This is a genomic window from Nostoc sp. UIC 10890, from assembly GCF_054786515.1.
In genome coordinates this window covers 6,985,959-7,003,962 of sequence record NZ_JBSGKF010000001.1, presented here as the reverse complement: position 1 = coordinate 7,003,962, position 18,004 = coordinate 6,985,959, and the positions used below count along the sequence as shown (strand labels likewise).

The following is an 18,004-nucleotide window of genomic DNA, read 5'->3' as shown; positions in this document are numbered from 1 at the left end:
ATGGGAAGCCAGAGAACTCAATATCACGTTTTGACAAGGGTTTCACGTTAAGTTGACACCAATGTGCCATGCCCTTACCAGGGTATTTGCATCATTATTAAAGTTAAATGGTATAACTCATAAGTTCGTTACAACAATTGCTGCAATTATTTAAACGTTTCTTATACATGAAAGAGCAATTGTTGCAAAGTATTAAGCCTTTCTAGCAACTGCTTATATATTTCTTGGAAATGCTTAAGGGTTTCTTATACATGAAAGAGCAATTGTTGCAAAGTATTAAGCCTTTCTAGCAACTGCTTATACATTTCTTGGAAATGCTTAAGGGTTTCTTATACATGAAGGAGCAATTGTTGCAAACGCTTCAATTTTGGCAACTAGTCTTGCAGGTTAATGGAGTTATGAGTGCTGAGTTGCAAGTGAGATTTCTCACTCAGCACTCTTCAATCTATTGAGGTTTGTAAATAATTTGTATTTCTGGAAGGAATATTCCTTTAGACTGAGTTTCAACTGGAAAATGTGGGAATAAACACAAATGCATTCGTTAAATATATTTTGTCACGAATCTGTAGTTGCTGTTTCCTTTGTCGCTTGCATTATTGGACTGGTGTTACTGTGGGATAGTAAGCAAAAAACAAATGAGATGGAAGAAACAGAGCGGATTCTGTTTAGAATGAGCTTTAGTTACTGGCTAGTTTACTGTGTAGCTTTTGGCATAGAGAAAATGGTTTTACCCAATTGGGAATCTGTGCTGATGACTTTGAAAATAACTACGGCTCTGTCATATTTCTTAACTTTTTCTTGCATCGTTAGTCTGCCGCTACACAAATTTGCAGTACATCGGGTTGAGGAATAGTTATTGGGGATTGGGCATGGGGCATGGGGCATGGGGCATGGGGGATGATTAAGATTTCATGGCGATCGCTAATGAAGTTTCTAGTTCATCTTGGGGTAAGGTCGTTAGGATAAACACCTCTTGTACTGTTTTCCCCTGCCGGGCAATGACTTTATAGCCGCCGCGAATGGGTACTGAGACGCGCAGTTGCATTTTTGGACAATGACCTTTTGACCGCCCAATCACTCCCGGTGTCACGGTTTGGATACCATCGTGCTGACAAAGACGTTCTAAAATAGGGATAAGACCAGAAAGGTGTGTCGAATGATTCCAAACCAGTCTGGCAGCTTTTGCTTTTTGCGAAGCCGTTCCGAGAGGATCTACGGGGGTTTTGCCCATGATAATTAAGCTGCTTCTAGAGGTGCCATTGTCAAACCTGCTCGGCGCAGCTGCTGATGATAGAGTTCCGCAGGTTCTTGGGGCCCGACCCAGACGATCGCTTGACCTTCATAGTGTACCTGATTCGTCAGATCCCACGCGCGATCGCCAGTCATCCCCGGAATATATTTCATCAAACATTCAGACACGTGTTGGAATGTATTAAAATCATCGTTTAATACAATCACTTTGTAATTCGGATAAGTCTTACGGGTAACTTGATTAGACCGTTCAGGAGCTACAGTTGGTGCTGTGGCCATCCCGTAAACATCTGCTGAAAGTGTCATAACCATACAACAATTGGTCAAGAGGATTTTACAAAACTACACTATAAGTAATTAGTTTAGTTCATTGTTTAGTTGTCCGTTGTCATTTGTCAGTTGTCCGTTGTCCTTAACCAATGACAAATGACAAATGACAAATGACTATCTATTTCCAATTATCCCAGTTTTGGTTAAAAATAGATGTATCTGGGAAAGCGGTAGGGTTGCCATTTTTTTGTAAAAGCTGTTTGAGTGCTTCTAGCTGTGGCTCTTGTTTGGGTAAGTCATCGACTAATTGGTAGGGTGCGATCGCATTTTTGATGGCAAAACTAGCGACAGTCCCCGCAGCTGCGCCAGCCGACCATTCAAAGGAATGTACCCGATAGGCAGCAGCGGCAATATGACTAGTACCAATACTTTTGCCACCTACCAGCAAATTGTCGATTTTCTGGGGAATCATTGCCCTGAGAGCAATTTGGAAGGGATAAGCAAGACCTGCACCGCGTCTTTCGCCTGGACGTTCTATGTTACCAGGGGCTTCTGGGGGACTATTCACCATGCAAGGATGGAAATCTATCGCGTAGTGACCAATACCCACAGAATCGGGGAAGATAGTAGAACGAGTCCGTCGCATTGCTTTGTCTGGTGTAACTTGACCGTCAATTACTGATACTGCTTCCAAACCTGCAACTGCTGCTCGTAGCCGACGATACATATCTGCTGGTAGAGTCTTTGAATAATACTCATCATTATAATCTCGGCGAGAAATATCAATTTCCCAGATAGCAAAGCCTTCTGGTTGTCCCCAACTAGGGCGGCCAATGATGCGGCGTCCTTCTCGCATATAGGGATATTTCGATAAGCCATGTACTGTCCCCATTGGCGAATTTAAGCCCGAAACAAAGCGATTATTAGTTCGCTGCTGCTTTACACCCTCCCCTAGTTGAGAATCTGTAGTCCCGGCTACCAACCAGTAATAGTAAGATAGGGCATTTTCCTCACCTCTGCGGAGGGTTTCTGTCCGCAGTCCTCCCATCCACCCCCCTGGCTGTAATTGCCCAGTACCTTGTAACTGTTGGCGAGTGTAAATTAGGTTATCCTTGGCTGTTCCGGGGCGATAGTCGTTACCCCAAGTCCAGTTTTGCATTGAGATATCCCCTGGTGTCGCCGCAGTAAAACTTACACCGCCGAATTTTGCTGGTTGACCTTTGTTGGGACTCCAAATGCGACGATAGGTAAAAACTAAATCAAAGTTAGCTAGTCGTGCTAATTCATAGCTGAAATATGGCGCATATTGTAAATAAAATGGGGGCATTGTCTGCGGTTGCGCTTCCTTGGTTGCCTCCATTGCAAAAGTGTAGGTAAAGCCTTGAGTGCAATAAGGGTCATTATTGGCGCTGGATGAAGAAGGTTCTAGGTAGGAACGGGCATCAATGCCTAATCGATAGGGAACATCAGCAAGGGCGATAATTTCCCCGGTTTCGCTAGCGTCTACAACGTACCATTTAGGAGCATTCTCTTTCGCTGCTTTGGGGATGAAACGGACAATAGTTTTAGTAAACCGAGATGAGTTTTCGTAGCGATAGGCATCTTCAATGCTTTGAGATAAAGTCAAAGTATTGAGGGGTGGTGCGCCTTTTGGTGGTTGATGTTGGATTGCGATCGCACCATTAATTATTTTGCCATCAGCAGCGATTTCTAAATCTTTAATTACCGTGTTGGGAAACCATTGCAACTTGCCTTTGCCTTTCTTTTCGGCATCTTTGAGCATCTGGGTCAAAATGGTGTGAGCATCACGGGGAAGAAAGCATGAGTCACTTACCCAACAATCACCTGGATTAAGTTCTCCGTATTTTCGCTGAATGCGGTTTCGCAATTCCAGATAACCACGAGAATAAAATTGTTGGGAACGTTGGGTTGGTCGTTCATCTAATGCAGATGTCCCTTGAGCAGAAATTTGTCCCCCCAGCCAGTCAGTAATTTCTGTGAGGCAAACTGTTCGCCCTGCTAGCAACCCCTCGTAAGCTGTGGCTACACCAGAAAGTCCACCACCCACAACTAAAATCTCGCAATTTACACTTTTATCTGGGGTTCTTGGTGGTGTGGCGATCGCAGAATCAAATGCAACTAAACTAGATATTAAATTGAGACTGATCAGCGATGTCAAGCTAAAAGCTACTTCGTGTCTACGTATCATATTAAAAAAAATCACTCCAAATCCTGTGTCACCTTGTAGAAGGTAGCATTCAGCAAATGTTCATTACAAGCTTATTGAATTGGGGAGTGGGGAGTGGGAATTATGAAGAAGGGTAAAGGGGAAGGGGGAAGGGGGAAGGGGTTTGTATCTTTACCCTTTACCCTTTACCCTTTACCCTTTACCCTTTACCCTTTACCCTTTACCCTTTACCCTTTACCCTTTACCCTTTACCCTTTACCCTTTACCCTTTACCCTTTACCCTTTACCCTTTACCCTTTACCCTTTACCCTTTACCCTTTACCCTTTACCCTTTACCCTTTACCCTTTACCCTTTACCCTTTAACCTCACATCTACATCAGTTCCATCTCTTGTAACCCCTGGCGTAGTCTCTTTGCTTCTTCGGGATTATACCTTTCATGAAGGGCGATCGCTTTTCTAAAAGCTGTTAAACTATCTTGATGATTACCAACTTTGAGCAACACTACGCCTAAATTTTGATAAGCTTCGGCATAGTTGGGATTTAACCCGATGGCATTTTTATAATATGCGATCGCGTCTATAAATAAACCCAAAGCCTTAAATGTCATCGCCAAATTATAATGTCCAACAACAAAAGTAGGGTCAATTTTCAAAGTTGTGGCGTAAGCGGTTTTTGCACCGTTGAAATCCCCTGCTGCTTTGAGTAAGTTGCCCAAGTTGTTGTATGCTCCCAATTTGAGCATCGGATAAATTGGCAATTTGATGGCAGCTTGATAGTGAGAAATAGCTTGTGGGAATTTTTTCAACCGATTGTAGGCAATACCTAAATGATAGTGGAGTTCATATAAAATATCGTAGTTGTCTTCAACAACGGTGATTCCTCGTCTCAGTAATTCCATACCTTGGGTAATTTTCCCAGTTTGTACATACAATGCCCCTAATTTACTGCAAACATAGGGATCATCAGGATGAGTTGCGAGAAATCCTTCCATCGCCGTAGCGGCTTTAGCATATTTGTTATTTTGAGCGATCGCACTTTTTTGATATCCTACGTGTGAAAGTGCCACCCCTGGTAAATAGCCCACTTGCCAATGGGGTTCTTTGGTTAAGATTGCTGACACACTATCATCCACTAAGGCATGATAAGGACGGTCAAAGCGAATATCTGGATGATTGCGGAATAGCCTGGAAACCAGAGAATAGGGAGATTGTTCTGCACCAACTTCATGGCGGACAAGGTTGATCAGCAGGTATTCATCTCTAGCGATCGCCTCTCGTAACTGCGGTACAATGGCTGGATTCAGAGTTTCATCAGCATCTAATACCAGAATCCAATCACCAGTGACATATTTTAGAGCTGCATTGCGAGCAGCACTAAAGTCATTACACCATTTAAAATGATGGACTTTTGCACCGAGTTGTTGGGCAATATTGGGAGTGCGATCGATTGAGCCTGTATCCAAGACTACCATTTCATCTACTACTTTTCTGACACTGCTTAGACATTTAGGCAGTGTTGATGCTTCATTTTTCACAATCATGCACAGACTGAGTTTCATATTGCCAATAAATTCTCGGTTCAGATTTTTTGCTTGCTGTAGTGACCAACTTTTATTTTGTGCCGATATGGCGAGAGGCTGCGCTATGCACTAAATCGTCTCACACCTCTTGCCAAAATGGGGAAAAGACCTTGCGTGCTGGCTCCCCAATACACTGCCTCCCCTACATCAAGCTGTAAAGTGTAATTTTAATCTGTGTCACACTATTGACAGATAATCTACACACCTTATTCATGATATTAAAATAAATTAATTTTTCGTAGTTAATTTTTTGTTACAAAAACCAGAGCTACGACTTACCCTACTAGTTTTTTATCTTTACTCCTCATAAAAGTTAAGTTGGCATAATAAAACTAAACTATGTCAATAAATCAAAATAATAGATTTATCTAAGAGGTTGTTTGAAAAGTGGTTGGCTGTAATTTTAGGCACTTGTTGATCCCCCCAACCCCCTTAAAAAGGGGGGCAAAGTCTCTAAAAGTCCCCCTTAAAAAGGGGGATTTAGGGGGATCTAAAACGTTTTACTACCAACCAGAGGACTTTTCAAACAACCTCTAAAGAGTGTTGGATAATAGTTAATCATATTCTTAACAACTTATTAATTATTTTCCCTGCTTATATAATAATAGACATTATATAAATAGTCATATATATAATGAAAAATTCATTCGCAAAAACACCAGCATTATTCCGCCGAAGACTCAAAAGATACTTGCGATCGCTTAAACATTGGTTTTTAGATACACCAGAAAGGGCACTATTAGAAGCTCAACAGGCAGCTCAGAGAATTAAAAACATCGAAGTCGAACATTTTGGTAACAAAAAAATATCTTCAGAGTCAGTAAAGTATACTGAAAATGTCATGTCATATTGGCAAGTATACCTTGATAAAAATTTAACTATTATCAAGTTCAGGCTTGCAGAATTCCAGATGAGTCGGGGCATTATCAATATTTCCAACTCTGTTTTATTAGAAACACTAAAGGATATTGATGAAGTTGTCGAGAAGTACGCAATCAAAGATAAAATAATTAGTAACAGCGAATTAGCACCAACTTCTCAACCCCCACAACTTAACCATCTCGAAATTAACAAACAGCCAGACTCATCTAATACAAGTGATGTTAAAGCAACGCCTCAATCTGAAAATACTAAAGGGTTTCAGAGGTCTATAAGCAAAGCAGTTAATAAAGTTAAGTCAGATTTTGCACCGCGGTCAGAAGAAGGAGTTATCAGGAATCATAGAGTTTCTAGAAACAGAACAATAATTGCCTTGAGATTTTTGATAACTCTTATCGTTGTACCACTTTTAACTCAGTATTTATCTAAGCAATTTTTAGTAACTCCAATATTAGAAAAAATTAGAGGAGATAATACAACTCAAATTTTCATCAATTCTGATATGGAAAAAAAAGCTCTCCATGAATTACATAATTTTCAAGAAGAACTTAGATTTGAATATTTGCTGAATCAAGCTCCACCACTTTCTTCAGAGATAATACAAGAAAAAATTAAAAATAAAGCAGTTGGAATTTCTGAGGAATTCCGCACAAAAACTAATAGTAGTATTAGTAATATTTTTGCTGATTTAATATCATTATTTTCTTTTGGTATAGTTGTCGCTCTGAGCAAAAGAGAAATTGTGATGTTCAAATCTTTTCTGGATAGTATTGTCTATGGTCTTAGCGATAGCGCTAAGGCTTTTTTGATTATTCTAGTTACAGATATATTTGTAGGATTTCACTCACCAGAGGGGTGGGAGGTCTTGCTTGCAGGATTCTCAGAACATTTAGGTCTACCAACCAGTAGAAATGTAATATTTTTCTTTATTGCTACATTTCCCGTGATTTTAAACACTATCTTTAAATACTGGATATTCCGCTATTTGAGTCGTTTATCTCCGTCGGCATTAGCTACGTTAAAAGAGATGGACGAGTAATTTGTAATTATCCCAGTCATAAATTCGCTTACTTTGAGCAAAGAATAGGTTTTTTACCATAAATTAATTACGAATTACGAATTACGAATTACGAATTATTTCGACTCATTTGCATTCTGATTCGCTACGCTATGTATATATATCCTGGTTATTCCAAAGCCTGCTATGGATTTTGAAAGCAAAGCTAATGCTCCAACTCCTAAAGACAATATAGAGTTTGCTCAACCAACTACTACCCGTAAACCACTAGAATTGCTGCGAGATACAGAGGCTTTGCTACGTCGCCCAACTGTAGCAACACTGTCGCCAATTTTGCCACCAAAACTTAGCAATAGATTCCAAGCAACCTCATCTTGGGCAGATGACTCTTTTAAGGAACTGGCAGAAATTGACCTAGACACTATTAGTGATTTTGAACTGCGTCCTGCACGAATTCTTATCGGCTTGAGTTTTGTTGGTTTTGGGGCGCTGATGATATTGGTGCTGCTGCTGTATTTAAACACGTTGCATCCACAACTCAATACAGTTGAACAGATTCGGCAATATTGGTATCAATATGTTTGGTTTGTCAGTTTGGGTGTTACGGGGATGTTTCTCTTGGGCCGTGAAGCGATGCGTCCTATGCCAAAGCGACGCAAGTAACTAGTACCGCAAGGCGGAATTAAAAATTAAAAATGAAGACAGCGTAAGGGTTTTGTTGATTGGGAATGGGTGGTTTATTTACGCCGTGTTGTACTAGTAATTACAGCACTTTTCAAGTAGTTTAGTCACACTACTCTCCGTCTAAACCAAGTCGCAAAGTATACTATAAACCCCACTTCCATTCCTCTCCCCGAAAGGTCGAGAGGCTTTTAAACCCCCATTCCCTTGTAGGGAAGGGGGGCTAGGGGGGTTAGGTTTCCGAGACTTAGATGTTACCAAAAATACTTTTCAAACATCCTCTTAGGCTTCAATTCGCGCTGCCCTTCAAAGGCTAGGACTTAAACCCCCAAAGTTCGTTAAACCCACAGAATTGGTTAAAAGTGATGAATTTTGAATCAAAATTATTATTTAATTAATAAATTATAACTTTCAGTAATTAATACTTTAAAATGTGATTGTGTATTAAGTAGCCGTTAGGAGATTTTATACATGAATCATGATGCTTTCATTGTTCCGCCAGGTTCAAAGATTTCTCTGAGAAAAAACTATGACCCAGCTTACAAGACTGATTTTCATGAAAAAACTGATGCTGCAATTAAATTACAGGCAGATATTGAACGACTAGCAAATTACCAAAATATTCTCTATGCTCAAAACACCTATGCTTTGTTGATTATTTTTCAAGCAATGGATGCTGCTGGCAAAGATAGCACTATTAAACATGTGACCTCTGGTGTGAACCCGCAAGGATTTCAGGTGTTTAGTTTTAAGGGGCCGAGTTCAGAAGAATTAGATCATGACTATCTGTGGCGATCGATGAAAGCTTTGCCAGAACGAGGTCGAATTGGGATATTCAACCGTTCATACTATGAAGAAGTGCTAGTGGTTCGTGTCCATCCAGAAATGCTTAAAAAACAACAACTTCCCCACTTCTCTGAGGGAAATAAAATATGGAAGCAGCGTTTTGAAGAAATCAATAATTTTGAAAAATATTTGGTAAACAATGGTGTAATCATCCTGAAGTTTTTTCTGAATGTATCGAAAGCAGAGCAAAAAAAACGCTTTTTAGAACGGATTGAATCTCCTGAAAAACATTGGAAGTTTTCAGATAACGATGTCCGAGAACGAGCTTTTTGGGATGATTATATGAATGCTTATGAAGAGGTTTTTAACTACACTAGTACTAAATGGGCCCCTTGGTATATTATTCCTGCCGATCGCAAATGGTTTACCCGCCTGAGCGTTGCCAATATTATCTGTACAAAATTAGAAGAACTAAATCTGCAATATCCGGCAGTTAGTGAGGAACATAAGCAGCAACTTTTACAGGCTAAACAGATTCTAGAGCAGGAAGATGAGCCAATAAACTTGATAGGTAAAGGCAAAAATATCTTAAAGTAGTTCAGATATACTGTACAATTTATTTGAACAAGGATAAAAATTGTAACTAAATTAATTCTATTTGTAACTAAAAGAGTTTAGCAGATAGTCATAGCCATAAAATCGTGATTCAAATGGCAGAAAATGCCAAAAAAAATCATCTACCTCACTTTAATCATGCTGCCTTTGATATTGTAGCGATCGCAGCTTCCGCAGGTGGTCTGACTGCTCTAGTTAAAGTGTTATCGACTCTACCCGCAAAATTTCCAGCCGCGATCGCCATTGTGCAACACCTTGACCCCCAACATCGCTCGTTCATGGCAGAAATTCTGAATCGGCGCACGGCTCTTACCGTCAAACAGGCAGAAGAGGGAGATTGTCTTACTCCAGGAACGGCTTATGTTGCTCCACCTAATCGTCATCTGTTGGTTAACGGTGATGGTACCCTTTCCTTATCACAGTCGGAATTAGTACATTTTTTACGTCCTTCGGCTGACCTATTATTTGAATCAGTTGCAGCCACTTACAAAGATAGAGCGATCGCCATTGTGCTAACTGGAACGGGTAACGATGGCGCAATGGGAGTAGAAGCGATAAAAAAAATGGGTGGCACTATTATTGTCCAAGACGCAAAAACCGCCGAATTTTCCGGGATGCCCTCCGCCGCAATTCAAACTGGCAACGTAGATTTTATTCTCCCCCTTGATGAAATCTCCAGCACCCTGATGACTTTGGTCATGGGAGAATGTAATTAGGCAAAGGCGCAGGGGGAAGGGGGCAGCTTTCAAGGGTAGGTTTTTCAGAATCTCAAAAATAGTTGAGAAAATTCTCAATTTTTTAACGTGGTTTGGTCGTTTCAGGATTTAAGCGTCGGCTGAAATAGTCAAAAAATGACCAAATGCAAAATACCTACCCTTGAAAGGAAGGGGGCAGGGAGAGTAAAGAAACATTTTTAATACTTTTTACTATCCGAAACGGATTGCTTATACACCAATACAGTTCAGATAAGACCAAAACACTTGTAGAGACGGCGATTTATCGCGTCTTAAAAACCCACGATTTTGTACTGAACCTATTAGCTTATACACTTATTTCTTCCCCTGCCCCCCCTGCCCCTTTCTCCCTGCCCCTATGACTTCCGCAGAAAAAGATCCTAAATTTGAAAATCTCCTGATTTATCTCAGACAAAGTCGGGGATTTGATTTTACAGGTTATAAGCGCTCAACTTTGATGCGTCGGGTATGCAAGCGAATGCAGTCATTAACCGTAGAAAACTTTGAAGAATATCAAGACTATCTAGAAGTTTATCCAGATGAATTCAATTATCTTTTCAACACTATTCTAATAAACGTCACTGCTTTTTTTCGAGATTCATCAGCTTGGGAATACATAGCAGAGCAAATACTGCCTAGACTGATTAAAAATAAAAAAACTTCTGACCAAATCCGCATCTGGAGCGCTGGTTGTGCTTCTGGTGAAGAAGCTTATACCTTGGCAATGTTGATGGGTGAAATATTGGGAGCAGAAGAATTTCGCCAACGAGTGAAAATCTACGCCACAGATGTAGATGAAGATGCTCTCAACCAGGCTAGGCAAGCTGTGTATTCAGCAAAAGATGTCCAAACAATACCAGATAAACTGCGGCAAAAATACTTTGAGATTGCCGGGAACCGCTATGTCTTCCGCCAAGACTTGCGCCGCTCAGTGATTTTTGGTCGCCATGATCTGCTTCAGGATGCGCCTATTTCCCGCTTAGATTTACTGGTTAGCCGTAATACATTAATGTATTTTAATTCTGAGACTCAAGGGCGAATTTTAGCCCGGTTTCATTTTGCACTTAATGATAATGGCTATCTGTTTTTGGGTAAAGCAGAGATGCTGCTGATGCATTCTGCTCTATTTACCCCACTAGACTTGAAAAACCGGATATTTACTAAGGTATCAACGGTGAATCTACGCGATCGCCTCCTAGTCATGGCAAATTCAGTAGATGAAGAATCTAGCAGCCGTTTGTCTCGAAACCTCCGGCTGCGAGAGATTGGTTTTGACACAGCACCGATCGCCCAAGTAATCATTGATATCAATGGCGCTCTAGTAATGGTGAACGAGCAGGCGCGGGCTTTGTTCGCCCTTTCCCCCAAAGATTTAGCTCGTCCCTTCCAGGATCTAGAACTTTCCTATCGGCCAGTTGAATTGCGATCGCTAATTGAACGGGCTTATAATGAACGCCGCCCTGTCAGCCTGACAAATGTAGAGCGCTATTTGTCTAACACAGAAACCCAATATCTGGATGTACGAATTACGCCTTTGCAAGAAACAGACACCAGTTTTTTAGGAGTCAGCATTTCCTTTCATGATGTCACGCGTTACGTTCAACTCCAAGATGCCTTACAACGTTCGCAACAGGAATTAGAAACTACCAACGAGGAACTCCAATCCACCAATGAAGAATTAGAAACTACCAACGAAGAACTCCAATCCACCAATGAAGAATTAGAAACTACCAACGAAGAACTGCAATCTACTAATGAAGAATTGGAGACAATGAATGAAGAACTCCAATCTACCAATGAAGAATTACAGACAATTAATAATGAACTGAGCGAACGCACCACAGAACTCAATCGCACAAACATTTTCCTCATCTCTATTCTCAGAAGTCTCCAAACGGGAATAGTCGTAATTGACAACAGCTTTAACATCTCGATTTGGAACTACATGGTAGAAGATTTATGGGGCTTACGAACTGATGAAGTTATCGGAAAGTCTATCTTCAGCTTGGATATTGGGCTACCTGTTGAGCAGTTGCGATCGCCCATCCGCGATTCCTTATCCGGGAAAAAGCAGTTTCAAGAAATGATCCTCGATGCTACCAATCGCCGGGGTAGACAAATCAAATGTTATCTGGCAATCACTCCGCTACTTGGTATGGAAATGCAAGGAGCAGTTTTGATGATGGCAGATGTAGAAAGGGTCAGCAGTATGATTTCTATTCAAGAAATGGAGGAACGGCGACAGCGGGATTAATTCTTATATAGGACTCAATACTGCTTGGGTAAAGCATTTTGAACTCGGAATTGGGTTTTGGGAAAAGGTTAAAGGTTTTTTCTTTCCCCTTACCCCTTACCCTTTTCCCCAAAACCATTATCCATTACCTTAACTTACTACTGCTTCAGCTTTTTCCTCAGCTTTCTCATTCACTAGCACATAAGGCTTTTCTACACCTTGTGCTAAATACTCAGCTAGCTGACTTTCAATTTGATCGCGGACAATTTGGCGATACTCTAGAAAATGCTCGTTGTGGGCACAAGCAGCGAGGTAATGCTCAAAAACTCCAGGATTCCGCTTGAGAATGCTAAACAAATGATGCCAGAATTTCCAGCGGGTTTCCCGTTTGATTCCTTGTCGCCAAATCACAATTAGCAACGCTTTCACAACTATCCACTCTGGCATTTTCGCTGGCGCTTTCCAACTTGGCAAACCCATCATCAAGAAACAGCGATAGGTGCGATCCAAGTATTGTACTGGGTCGTATAAAGTACAAAATGCCTCAATATATTCTCGTGCAAGTTCTTCCAGAGGACGGGTGGGCAGGAAGTTCATCAATGTTGTTTGGTTGATGTTACCATCTTGATTTTCCCGTAATCGTCCTTCCTTTTTCAGGCGATGCCAAAGCGCAGTGTTAGGTAACGCTTGTAACATGGCAAAAGTTGTTGAAGGAATTGCTGCTTGCTCTGCAAAGCGGACAATGCGATCGCCTGCACCTGCTTTTTCGCCATCAAAGCCGATAATAAACCCAGCCATTGGGCGCAATCCCGCTTTGATGATGGTTTGCACTGACTCAGTTAGAGAACTGCGAGTATTTTGAAACTTTTTGGTCATTTGCAAACTATCTTCATCCGGCGTTTCGATTCCCAAAAACACCGCCGCGAAACCACACTCAACCATCAACTCCAACATTTCTGAGTCTTGTGCCAAGTCAATTGAAGCTTCAGTGTCAAATCGGAAGGGATACTTGTGTTCTGCCATCCAGACTTTTAACTCTTTCAGCAACAATTTCACATTCCGCTTGTTGCCAATGAAGTTGTCATCCACCATGAACACACCCCGCCGCCAACCCAATTCGTAGAGGTAATCTAACTCTGCTAAAAGTTGTGCCGGGGTTTTGGTGCGTGGTTTGCGCCCGTAGAGAACAATAATGTCGCAAAATTCGCACTGGAAGGGACACCCACGCGAAAACTGCACCGACATCATGTCATAAGCATCCAATTCTAATAAATCAAAACGGGGTATTGGTGTGCTTGTGACATCAGGTTTTTCTGTGGCGCGGAAAGTCCCAGATGTGTCTCCCCTTTTGATTGCCTCAATAAACATGGGTAGCGTGATTTCCCCTTCATCCAGAATCAGAAAATCTGCGCCAACATTTTCAACTTCATGAGGTACAGAGGTAGGGTATGGGCCACCCACTGCGACTAGCTTGCCACGTTTTTTTGCTTCCTGAATTTGGTCAAGTAAATCTTGTTTCTGGACAATCATCGCGGAGAGAATTACTACATCTGCCCATGCCCACTCTGCTTCTGTTGCTGGGCGGATGTTGCGATCGACCAGCTTGAATTCCCATTCTTGGGGCAGAATCGCCGCCACTGTTACTAAACCTAAAGGTGGTAATAAAACCTTGCGATCGACTAACTCCAAGATTTTTTCATAAGACCAAAAGGTTTTGGGAAATATTGGATACATTAATAAGATTCGCATGTAGTATCAATCCTCACACTTTGATTGTTATCCCACTCTAACGAAAATAAAGAGTTATTGACTTTTTATTAAAGTTGTTCTACTTTATCATTTCGGTTGAGAATGATAAAATTTATACATACTAACCTCAATATTGACTCATTTTATCTACTGAGTAGAGTGTGCTTACATGAGTTTTTGCTGATTTATCAGCCTTGATTGGCTTATAAAATGTGTTTGCCCTAACGTTAAGAATGTCAAATACCTTACTTCACACTTTCAATACCACTAATTTTTAAAACATCGCTCATGGTTGCACAATAATTTGGCAAGCCAAAACTATCGGGATTGATGGATTTTTCATAAGTAAAATGCCGATAGTTCATGCAAAACCGATCCCAAGCGGCCATCCGAATGCGGAACAGAACAATAATCAAATTAGCCAATGCTATAGATATGGGAATGCGAAAGTAAATCTTTTTGCCCAGATAAGCACAAACTTCTTTCACTGCTTGATTAGCAGTTAACTTTGCTTGACCTAAAACAAGCCGACGTGGTTGATCGTTTTCGGGAGGATGATCGATTAAATATTGCACGACAGTGGCAATGTCTCGTGCGTGGATAAAGTGAAAACTACCATCTGCTTCTAAAAAGCGAATCACATTAATATATTTGGTAACTTCTGGAATACCAGATGTGACAGCAGAATAGGGTTTATTCGCATCACCGCCCAATACTACAGTGGGAAATACTGTGGTAATTTTGGGTGCGATCGCTAATTTTTCTTTTTTCTCTAAGCACTCATATTTAGAACGGATGTAATCTGTCCCAATTTCTCCGGCTTCTTTTAATGGTTGATTATACCGATCCAAAACGCTAGCTGTGGAAAAATAAATCACCTGCTGGCAACGTTCTGGATCTAGCAGTTCGAGCAATTCTATTGTCTTGACGACATTAATATCAAATGTTTTATCACCACCCCAAGCTGTGGCTGTGAGTACCGCCGTATCAATTGTGGATAGCAAATCGGCAAACTGGTGAATATTTTGCATATCACCTTGTAAAACGTTGATACCTGAACGTACCTTGGTATCAATTTGCAGTTTACTTGGGTTCCTAACTAGTAGATACAGTTCGTGATCTGTTTCTTTAATTAAGGCTTCTGTTAAATAATGACCTACACAACCACTTGCACCAGTCACTAAAATTCGCTTCTGGCTCATACTAAAATTTTAATAAGTTAGGAGTTAGGAGTTAAGAGTTAAGAATTAAGTTAAAAGTTCCGAATCAGAAGCTATGAATCAAGTTAGAAGTTAAAAATGATGAGTTAAAAATAACTCTACATCTCACAACTGATAACTCCTGTACAGACGCGATTAATCGCGTCTCTACTCATAACTCCTAACTCATAACTCATAACTCATGACTTCTAACTTTTAACTCCTGCAAGATTAAGTTCCTTTGCCGTTTCAAAGAAGAAAGCGACATTTTCTTCGGGAGTTTCTGGTAATACACCGTGACCAAGATTGAGAATATGACCCCAATTACCAGCTTTGCGAACGGTATCGAGAATGCGATCGCGGATAAACTGTTTAGAGCCGAATAGCACGCCTGGGTCAAGATTTCCTTGAACTTTGACTTGTTTACCCAATCTGGCTCGTGCGTCTGCCATATCCACAGCCCAGTCTACACTGACAATATCAGCGCCAGATTGTGCCATTCTTTCCAACACACCGGCACTACCGCTAACTAGCAAAATCAAAGGTGTATCGGGGTGGGTTTGCTTGACTTGCTGGAAAACTCTCTGCTGATAGGGGAGAGCAAAGGTGTCATAATCTTGAGGACTCAATTGACCCGCCCAAGAGTCGAACATTTGGATAACTTGAGCACCAGAGTCAATCTGATAGCGGGCATAGATCGCGATCGCATCTGCTAATTTAGCTAACAGTTGATGCAATATCGTCGGATCTGAAAATGCCATGTTTTTGATGATGGAATAGGTTTTAGAACCTTTTCCTTCCACCGCATAAGCTGCTAACGTCCACGGCGCACCCACAAAGCCCAACACTGTTGACTTATCGCCTACTTCAGAACGTAGCGCTTGCAAAATTGTCTTGATAAATGGTAAAGCTGCTTCTGGTTCTAGGGGATGCAGAAGATCAATTTGTTCTTGAGTGCGGAGAGGTGAGTGAATGATTGGCCCCTTACCTTCGGCAATATCCATGTCAATACCCAAACCAGGTAATGGGGTGACAATATCAGAAAATAAAATTACTCCATCTGGTTGGAAGGCTTTCCACGGTTGCAAGGAAACTTCAATTGCCACTTCTGGAATTTCCGAGCGATCGCGAAACGAAGGATACTTATCTCTTAGGTCTCGATATGCTTTCATATATCGTCCCGCTTGTCGCATCATCCATACAGGGGGACGATCTACTACTTCACCACGAGCAGCCCGTAAGAGATGAGGAGTCGTTGAATAAACACCCATTTATTATTTCATCCTACTTTATGCCACTGTTTAGCTTATCATTCTGGGATTACGTTTTTCCATTAGGTTATCAGGAAAAAGTGAGTGACTCCGCGCAGTGGTTTGATTCGCTCTTTATCAATTTTGAGTAAGTTAGTAAATTAATAAAGCATTATTTGCAATCTTTCTTTACAAAGTGTCCTGTCACAAATTGCATGGTTCTCAGCGGACACCTAATAAATCCAATTCGCAATTCGCAATAGGCTAACGCCCCACTCCGCTAACGCAATTGTTCGCAAAAAAGATGTATTCAACCAAATTGTTTGTTGCGAAACATTAGATAACTAGTCACTATGTCAAGAAATAATTGACAGATAAATTCCCTGTAGAGACGGCGATTTATCGCGTCTCTCTAACCGTCAAAATGAATTTATTTGACAGACTACTAGTACAACAAGGCAAAAATCAAAAAAAAAGGGAGTGGTGAGTGGAAAATAGGGACTAGCGAGTGAGAAATAGGGTAAAACAAGAATCAATATTTAATTGAGGATTGGCCAAACAGGGCATTAGTTATTCTCCCCCTGCTCCCCTATCTCCCTGATATCCCTATTCCCTCACTCCCCTAACTTCCTATGCAAACTGACTCTAACAGTCCCGATCATCTTGCATCTGCTAATAATGAGCCTAATCCAGGAAAATTTTTGATTCCGCGATCGCAGCGACAGAGGTTCTTTATTCAGTTTACCTTAATGACCCTCATTGGATGGGTTGTGGGTGGCGTTGCCAGTATTGCCTTAGAGAAAATTATTCTTCAAAGTCTCTCATCTAGCGTTGCTATCCAATCACAAACGTGGAGCATTGTGGTCAGAAGTCTCAGTAACGTTGTATTTGCCATGATTTTTGCTGCTGACCAGAGCCTTGTTCTTTACCGATATTTACCAGGTTTGCAGTGGCTATTTGCTACTACCGTTGGTTGGCTGATTGCCAATGGCGTTTCTACAGCCTGGATTAACTACATTTCAACTATTGCCTCATCATCTCCTGAAGATACTTTGATTTTAGGATTTTTGTCTGCGATCGCATATATAATTTCTGGAATTTGGCTAGGTATTTGCCAATGGCTGGTATTGAGGCGATATACAGCCAGTATTTGGTGGTGGAATTTTTTACCATCAATCTCTTTTTTATTAATTACTATTTTGGTTTGGTTGCTTTTTCTTATGCAAAATTTGATTCCAGAAACCTACCGTACTCCCCTATTATATTGGAGTGGACAAGGACTTACAGCAGTGATCTTAGGAGCTATACCAGCAATTGGTTTGTGTACATTGAAAAGAAATGTACATCGCAAAACTGAAGTTTCTACATGAACAAATAATTCGTAATTTATAATTAATTCTGTTTTCAGAGCAATTTTTTATGAAGCTGCATAGAATTCGATCCCCCCTAGCCCACGCCAGTCGCTCCACTTGGGGAGACCCCAAGACCGCGCTGGCTCCCCTTAATAAAGCTACAGTGTACACACAAGAGCTATTTACAAGAGTTTAAAGCTTTCTAGACCTAATAAAAT

Annotated in this window: 14 protein-coding genes; 7 read left to right on the top strand and 7 right to left on the bottom strand. The window is 41.0% G+C overall.

The window, feature by feature from the left end; translation table 11 throughout:
- Positions 1-532: 532 nt before the first annotated feature.
- Positions 533-853: a hypothetical protein gene (locus ACWATR_RS29025; protein ID WP_460339696.1), complete on the top strand. Its 321-nt coding sequence runs from the start codon at positions 533-535 to the stop codon at positions 851-853.
- Between the two features lie 48 nt (positions 854-901).
- On the opposite strand, the gene ACWATR_RS29020 is transcribed toward ACWATR_RS29025, so the two are convergent.
- The 4 genes from ACWATR_RS29020 to ACWATR_RS29005 all read right to left on the bottom strand — a co-directional run bounded on the left by ACWATR_RS29020 (position 902) and on the right by ACWATR_RS29005 (position 5,269).
- Positions 902-1,231, bottom strand: coding sequence for a DUF2103 domain-containing protein (locus tag ACWATR_RS29020; protein WP_181930608.1), 330 nt, complete (start codon positions 1,229-1,231; stop codon positions 902-904).
- Positions 1,232-1,236: 5 nt separating this feature from the next.
- Entirely contained in the window at positions 1,237-1,563 is a 327-nt protein-coding gene (clpS, locus tag ACWATR_RS29015; protein WP_069073336.1) for an ATP-dependent Clp protease adapter ClpS, read from the bottom strand.
- A gap of 136 nt (positions 1,564-1,699) precedes the next feature.
- Positions 1,700-3,730: an FAD-dependent oxidoreductase gene (locus ACWATR_RS29010; protein ID WP_460339693.1), complete on the bottom strand. Its 2,031-nt coding sequence runs from the start codon at positions 3,728-3,730 to the stop codon at positions 1,700-1,702.
- Between the two features lie 351 nt (positions 3,731-4,081).
- Positions 4,082-5,269 carry a glycosyltransferase gene (locus ACWATR_RS29005; protein ID WP_460339691.1) on the bottom strand — a complete coding sequence of 396 codons (1,188 nt, stop codon included), beginning with the start codon at positions 5,267-5,269 and terminating at the stop codon, positions 4,082-4,084.
- A 655-nt stretch (positions 5,270-5,924) separates the two neighbouring features.
- Here ACWATR_RS29005 and ACWATR_RS29000 point away from each other — a divergent pair.
- The 5 genes from ACWATR_RS29000 to ACWATR_RS28980 all read left to right on the top strand — a co-directional run bounded on the left by ACWATR_RS29000 (position 5,925) and on the right by ACWATR_RS28980 (position 12,257).
- A complete protein-coding gene (locus ACWATR_RS29000) occupies positions 5,925-7,208 on the top strand; it encodes a proton extrusion protein PcxA (RefSeq protein WP_460339689.1) in 1,284 nt (427 codons plus the stop codon).
- A 165-nt stretch (positions 7,209-7,373) separates the two neighbouring features.
- Positions 7,374-7,850, top strand: a complete 477-nt coding sequence (locus ACWATR_RS28995; protein ID WP_181930602.1) for a hypothetical protein — start codon at positions 7,374-7,376, stop codon at positions 7,848-7,850.
- A gap of 489 nt (positions 7,851-8,339) precedes the next feature.
- Positions 8,340-9,251, top strand: coding sequence for a polyphosphate kinase 2 family protein (locus tag ACWATR_RS28990; RefSeq protein ID WP_460339686.1), 912 nt, complete (start codon positions 8,340-8,342; stop codon positions 9,249-9,251).
- A 113-nt stretch (positions 9,252-9,364) separates the two neighbouring features.
- Positions 9,365-9,985 carry a chemotaxis protein CheB gene (locus ACWATR_RS28985; RefSeq protein ID WP_460339684.1) on the top strand — a complete coding sequence of 207 codons (621 nt, stop codon included), beginning with the start codon at positions 9,365-9,367 and terminating at the stop codon, positions 9,983-9,985.
- Between the two features lie 376 nt (positions 9,986-10,361).
- Positions 10,362-12,257, top strand: coding sequence for a CheR family methyltransferase (locus tag ACWATR_RS28980; RefSeq protein WP_460339682.1), 1,896 nt, complete (start codon positions 10,362-10,364; stop codon positions 12,255-12,257).
- 129 nt (positions 12,258-12,386) lie between these two features.
- Here ACWATR_RS28980 and ACWATR_RS28975 read toward each other — a convergent pair whose 3' ends face one another.
- The 3 genes from ACWATR_RS28975 to hemE form a co-directional block, all read right to left on the bottom strand.
- Positions 12,387-13,985 carry a B12-binding domain-containing radical SAM protein gene (locus ACWATR_RS28975; RefSeq protein ID WP_460339680.1) on the bottom strand — a complete coding sequence of 533 codons (1,599 nt, stop codon included), beginning with the start codon at positions 13,983-13,985 and terminating at the stop codon, positions 12,387-12,389.
- A gap of 245 nt (positions 13,986-14,230) precedes the next feature.
- A complete protein-coding gene (locus tag ACWATR_RS28970; protein WP_460339678.1) occupies positions 14,231-15,187 on the bottom strand; it encodes an NAD-dependent epimerase/dehydratase family protein in 957 nt (318 codons plus the stop codon).
- Between the two features lie 206 nt (positions 15,188-15,393).
- Positions 15,394-16,455, bottom strand: a complete 1,062-nt coding sequence (hemE, locus tag ACWATR_RS28965) for a uroporphyrinogen decarboxylase (RefSeq protein WP_460339676.1) — start codon at positions 16,453-16,455, stop codon at positions 15,394-15,396.
- 611 nt (positions 16,456-17,066) lie between these two features.
- Between hemE and ACWATR_RS28960 the strand changes: the two genes are divergently transcribed.
- Positions 17,067-17,804: a hypothetical protein gene (locus tag ACWATR_RS28960; RefSeq protein ID WP_460339674.1), complete on the top strand. Its 738-nt coding sequence runs from the start codon at positions 17,067-17,069 to the stop codon at positions 17,802-17,804.
- The last annotated feature ends 200 nt before the right edge of the window (positions 17,805-18,004 follow it).

Bases quoted from the DNA above. Each gene is read 5' to 3' on its own strand.
- ACWATR_RS29025 (WP_460339696.1), top strand. From the start codon at position 533: ATGCATTCGTTAAATATATTTTGTCACGAATCTGTAGTTGCTGTTTCC.
- ACWATR_RS29020 (WP_181930608.1), bottom strand. From the start codon at position 1,231: ATGGGCAAAACCCCCGTAGATCCTCTCGGAACGGCTTCGCAAAAAGCA.
- clpS (WP_069073336.1), bottom strand. From the start codon at position 1,563: ATGGTTATGACACTTTCAGCAGATGTTTACGGGATGGCCACAGCACCA.
- ACWATR_RS29010 (WP_460339693.1), bottom strand. From the start codon at position 3,730: ATGATACGTAGACACGAAGTAGCTTTTAGCTTGACATCGCTGATCAGT.
- ACWATR_RS29005 (WP_460339691.1), bottom strand. From the start codon at position 5,269: ATGAAACTCAGTCTGTGCATGATTGTGAAAAATGAAGCATCAACACTG.
- ACWATR_RS29000 (WP_460339689.1), top strand. From the start codon at position 5,925: ATGAAAAATTCATTCGCAAAAACACCAGCATTATTCCGCCGAAGACTC.
- ACWATR_RS28995 (WP_181930602.1), top strand. From the start codon at position 7,374: ATGGATTTTGAAAGCAAAGCTAATGCTCCAACTCCTAAAGACAATATA.
- ACWATR_RS28990 (WP_460339686.1), top strand. From the start codon at position 8,340: ATGAATCATGATGCTTTCATTGTTCCGCCAGGTTCAAAGATTTCTCTG.
- ACWATR_RS28985 (WP_460339684.1), top strand. From the start codon at position 9,365: ATGGCAGAAAATGCCAAAAAAAATCATCTACCTCACTTTAATCATGCT.
- ACWATR_RS28980 (WP_460339682.1), top strand. From the start codon at position 10,362: ATGACTTCCGCAGAAAAAGATCCTAAATTTGAAAATCTCCTGATTTAT.
- ACWATR_RS28975 (WP_460339680.1), bottom strand. From the start codon at position 13,985: ATGCGAATCTTATTAATGTATCCAATATTTCCCAAAACCTTTTGGTCT.
- ACWATR_RS28970 (WP_460339678.1), bottom strand. From the start codon at position 15,187: ATGAGCCAGAAGCGAATTTTAGTGACTGGTGCAAGTGGTTGTGTAGGT.
- hemE (WP_460339676.1), bottom strand. From the start codon at position 16,455: ATGGGTGTTTATTCAACGACTCCTCATCTCTTACGGGCTGCTCGTGGT.
- ACWATR_RS28960 (WP_460339674.1), top strand. From the start codon at position 17,067: ATGCAAACTGACTCTAACAGTCCCGATCATCTTGCATCTGCTAATAAT.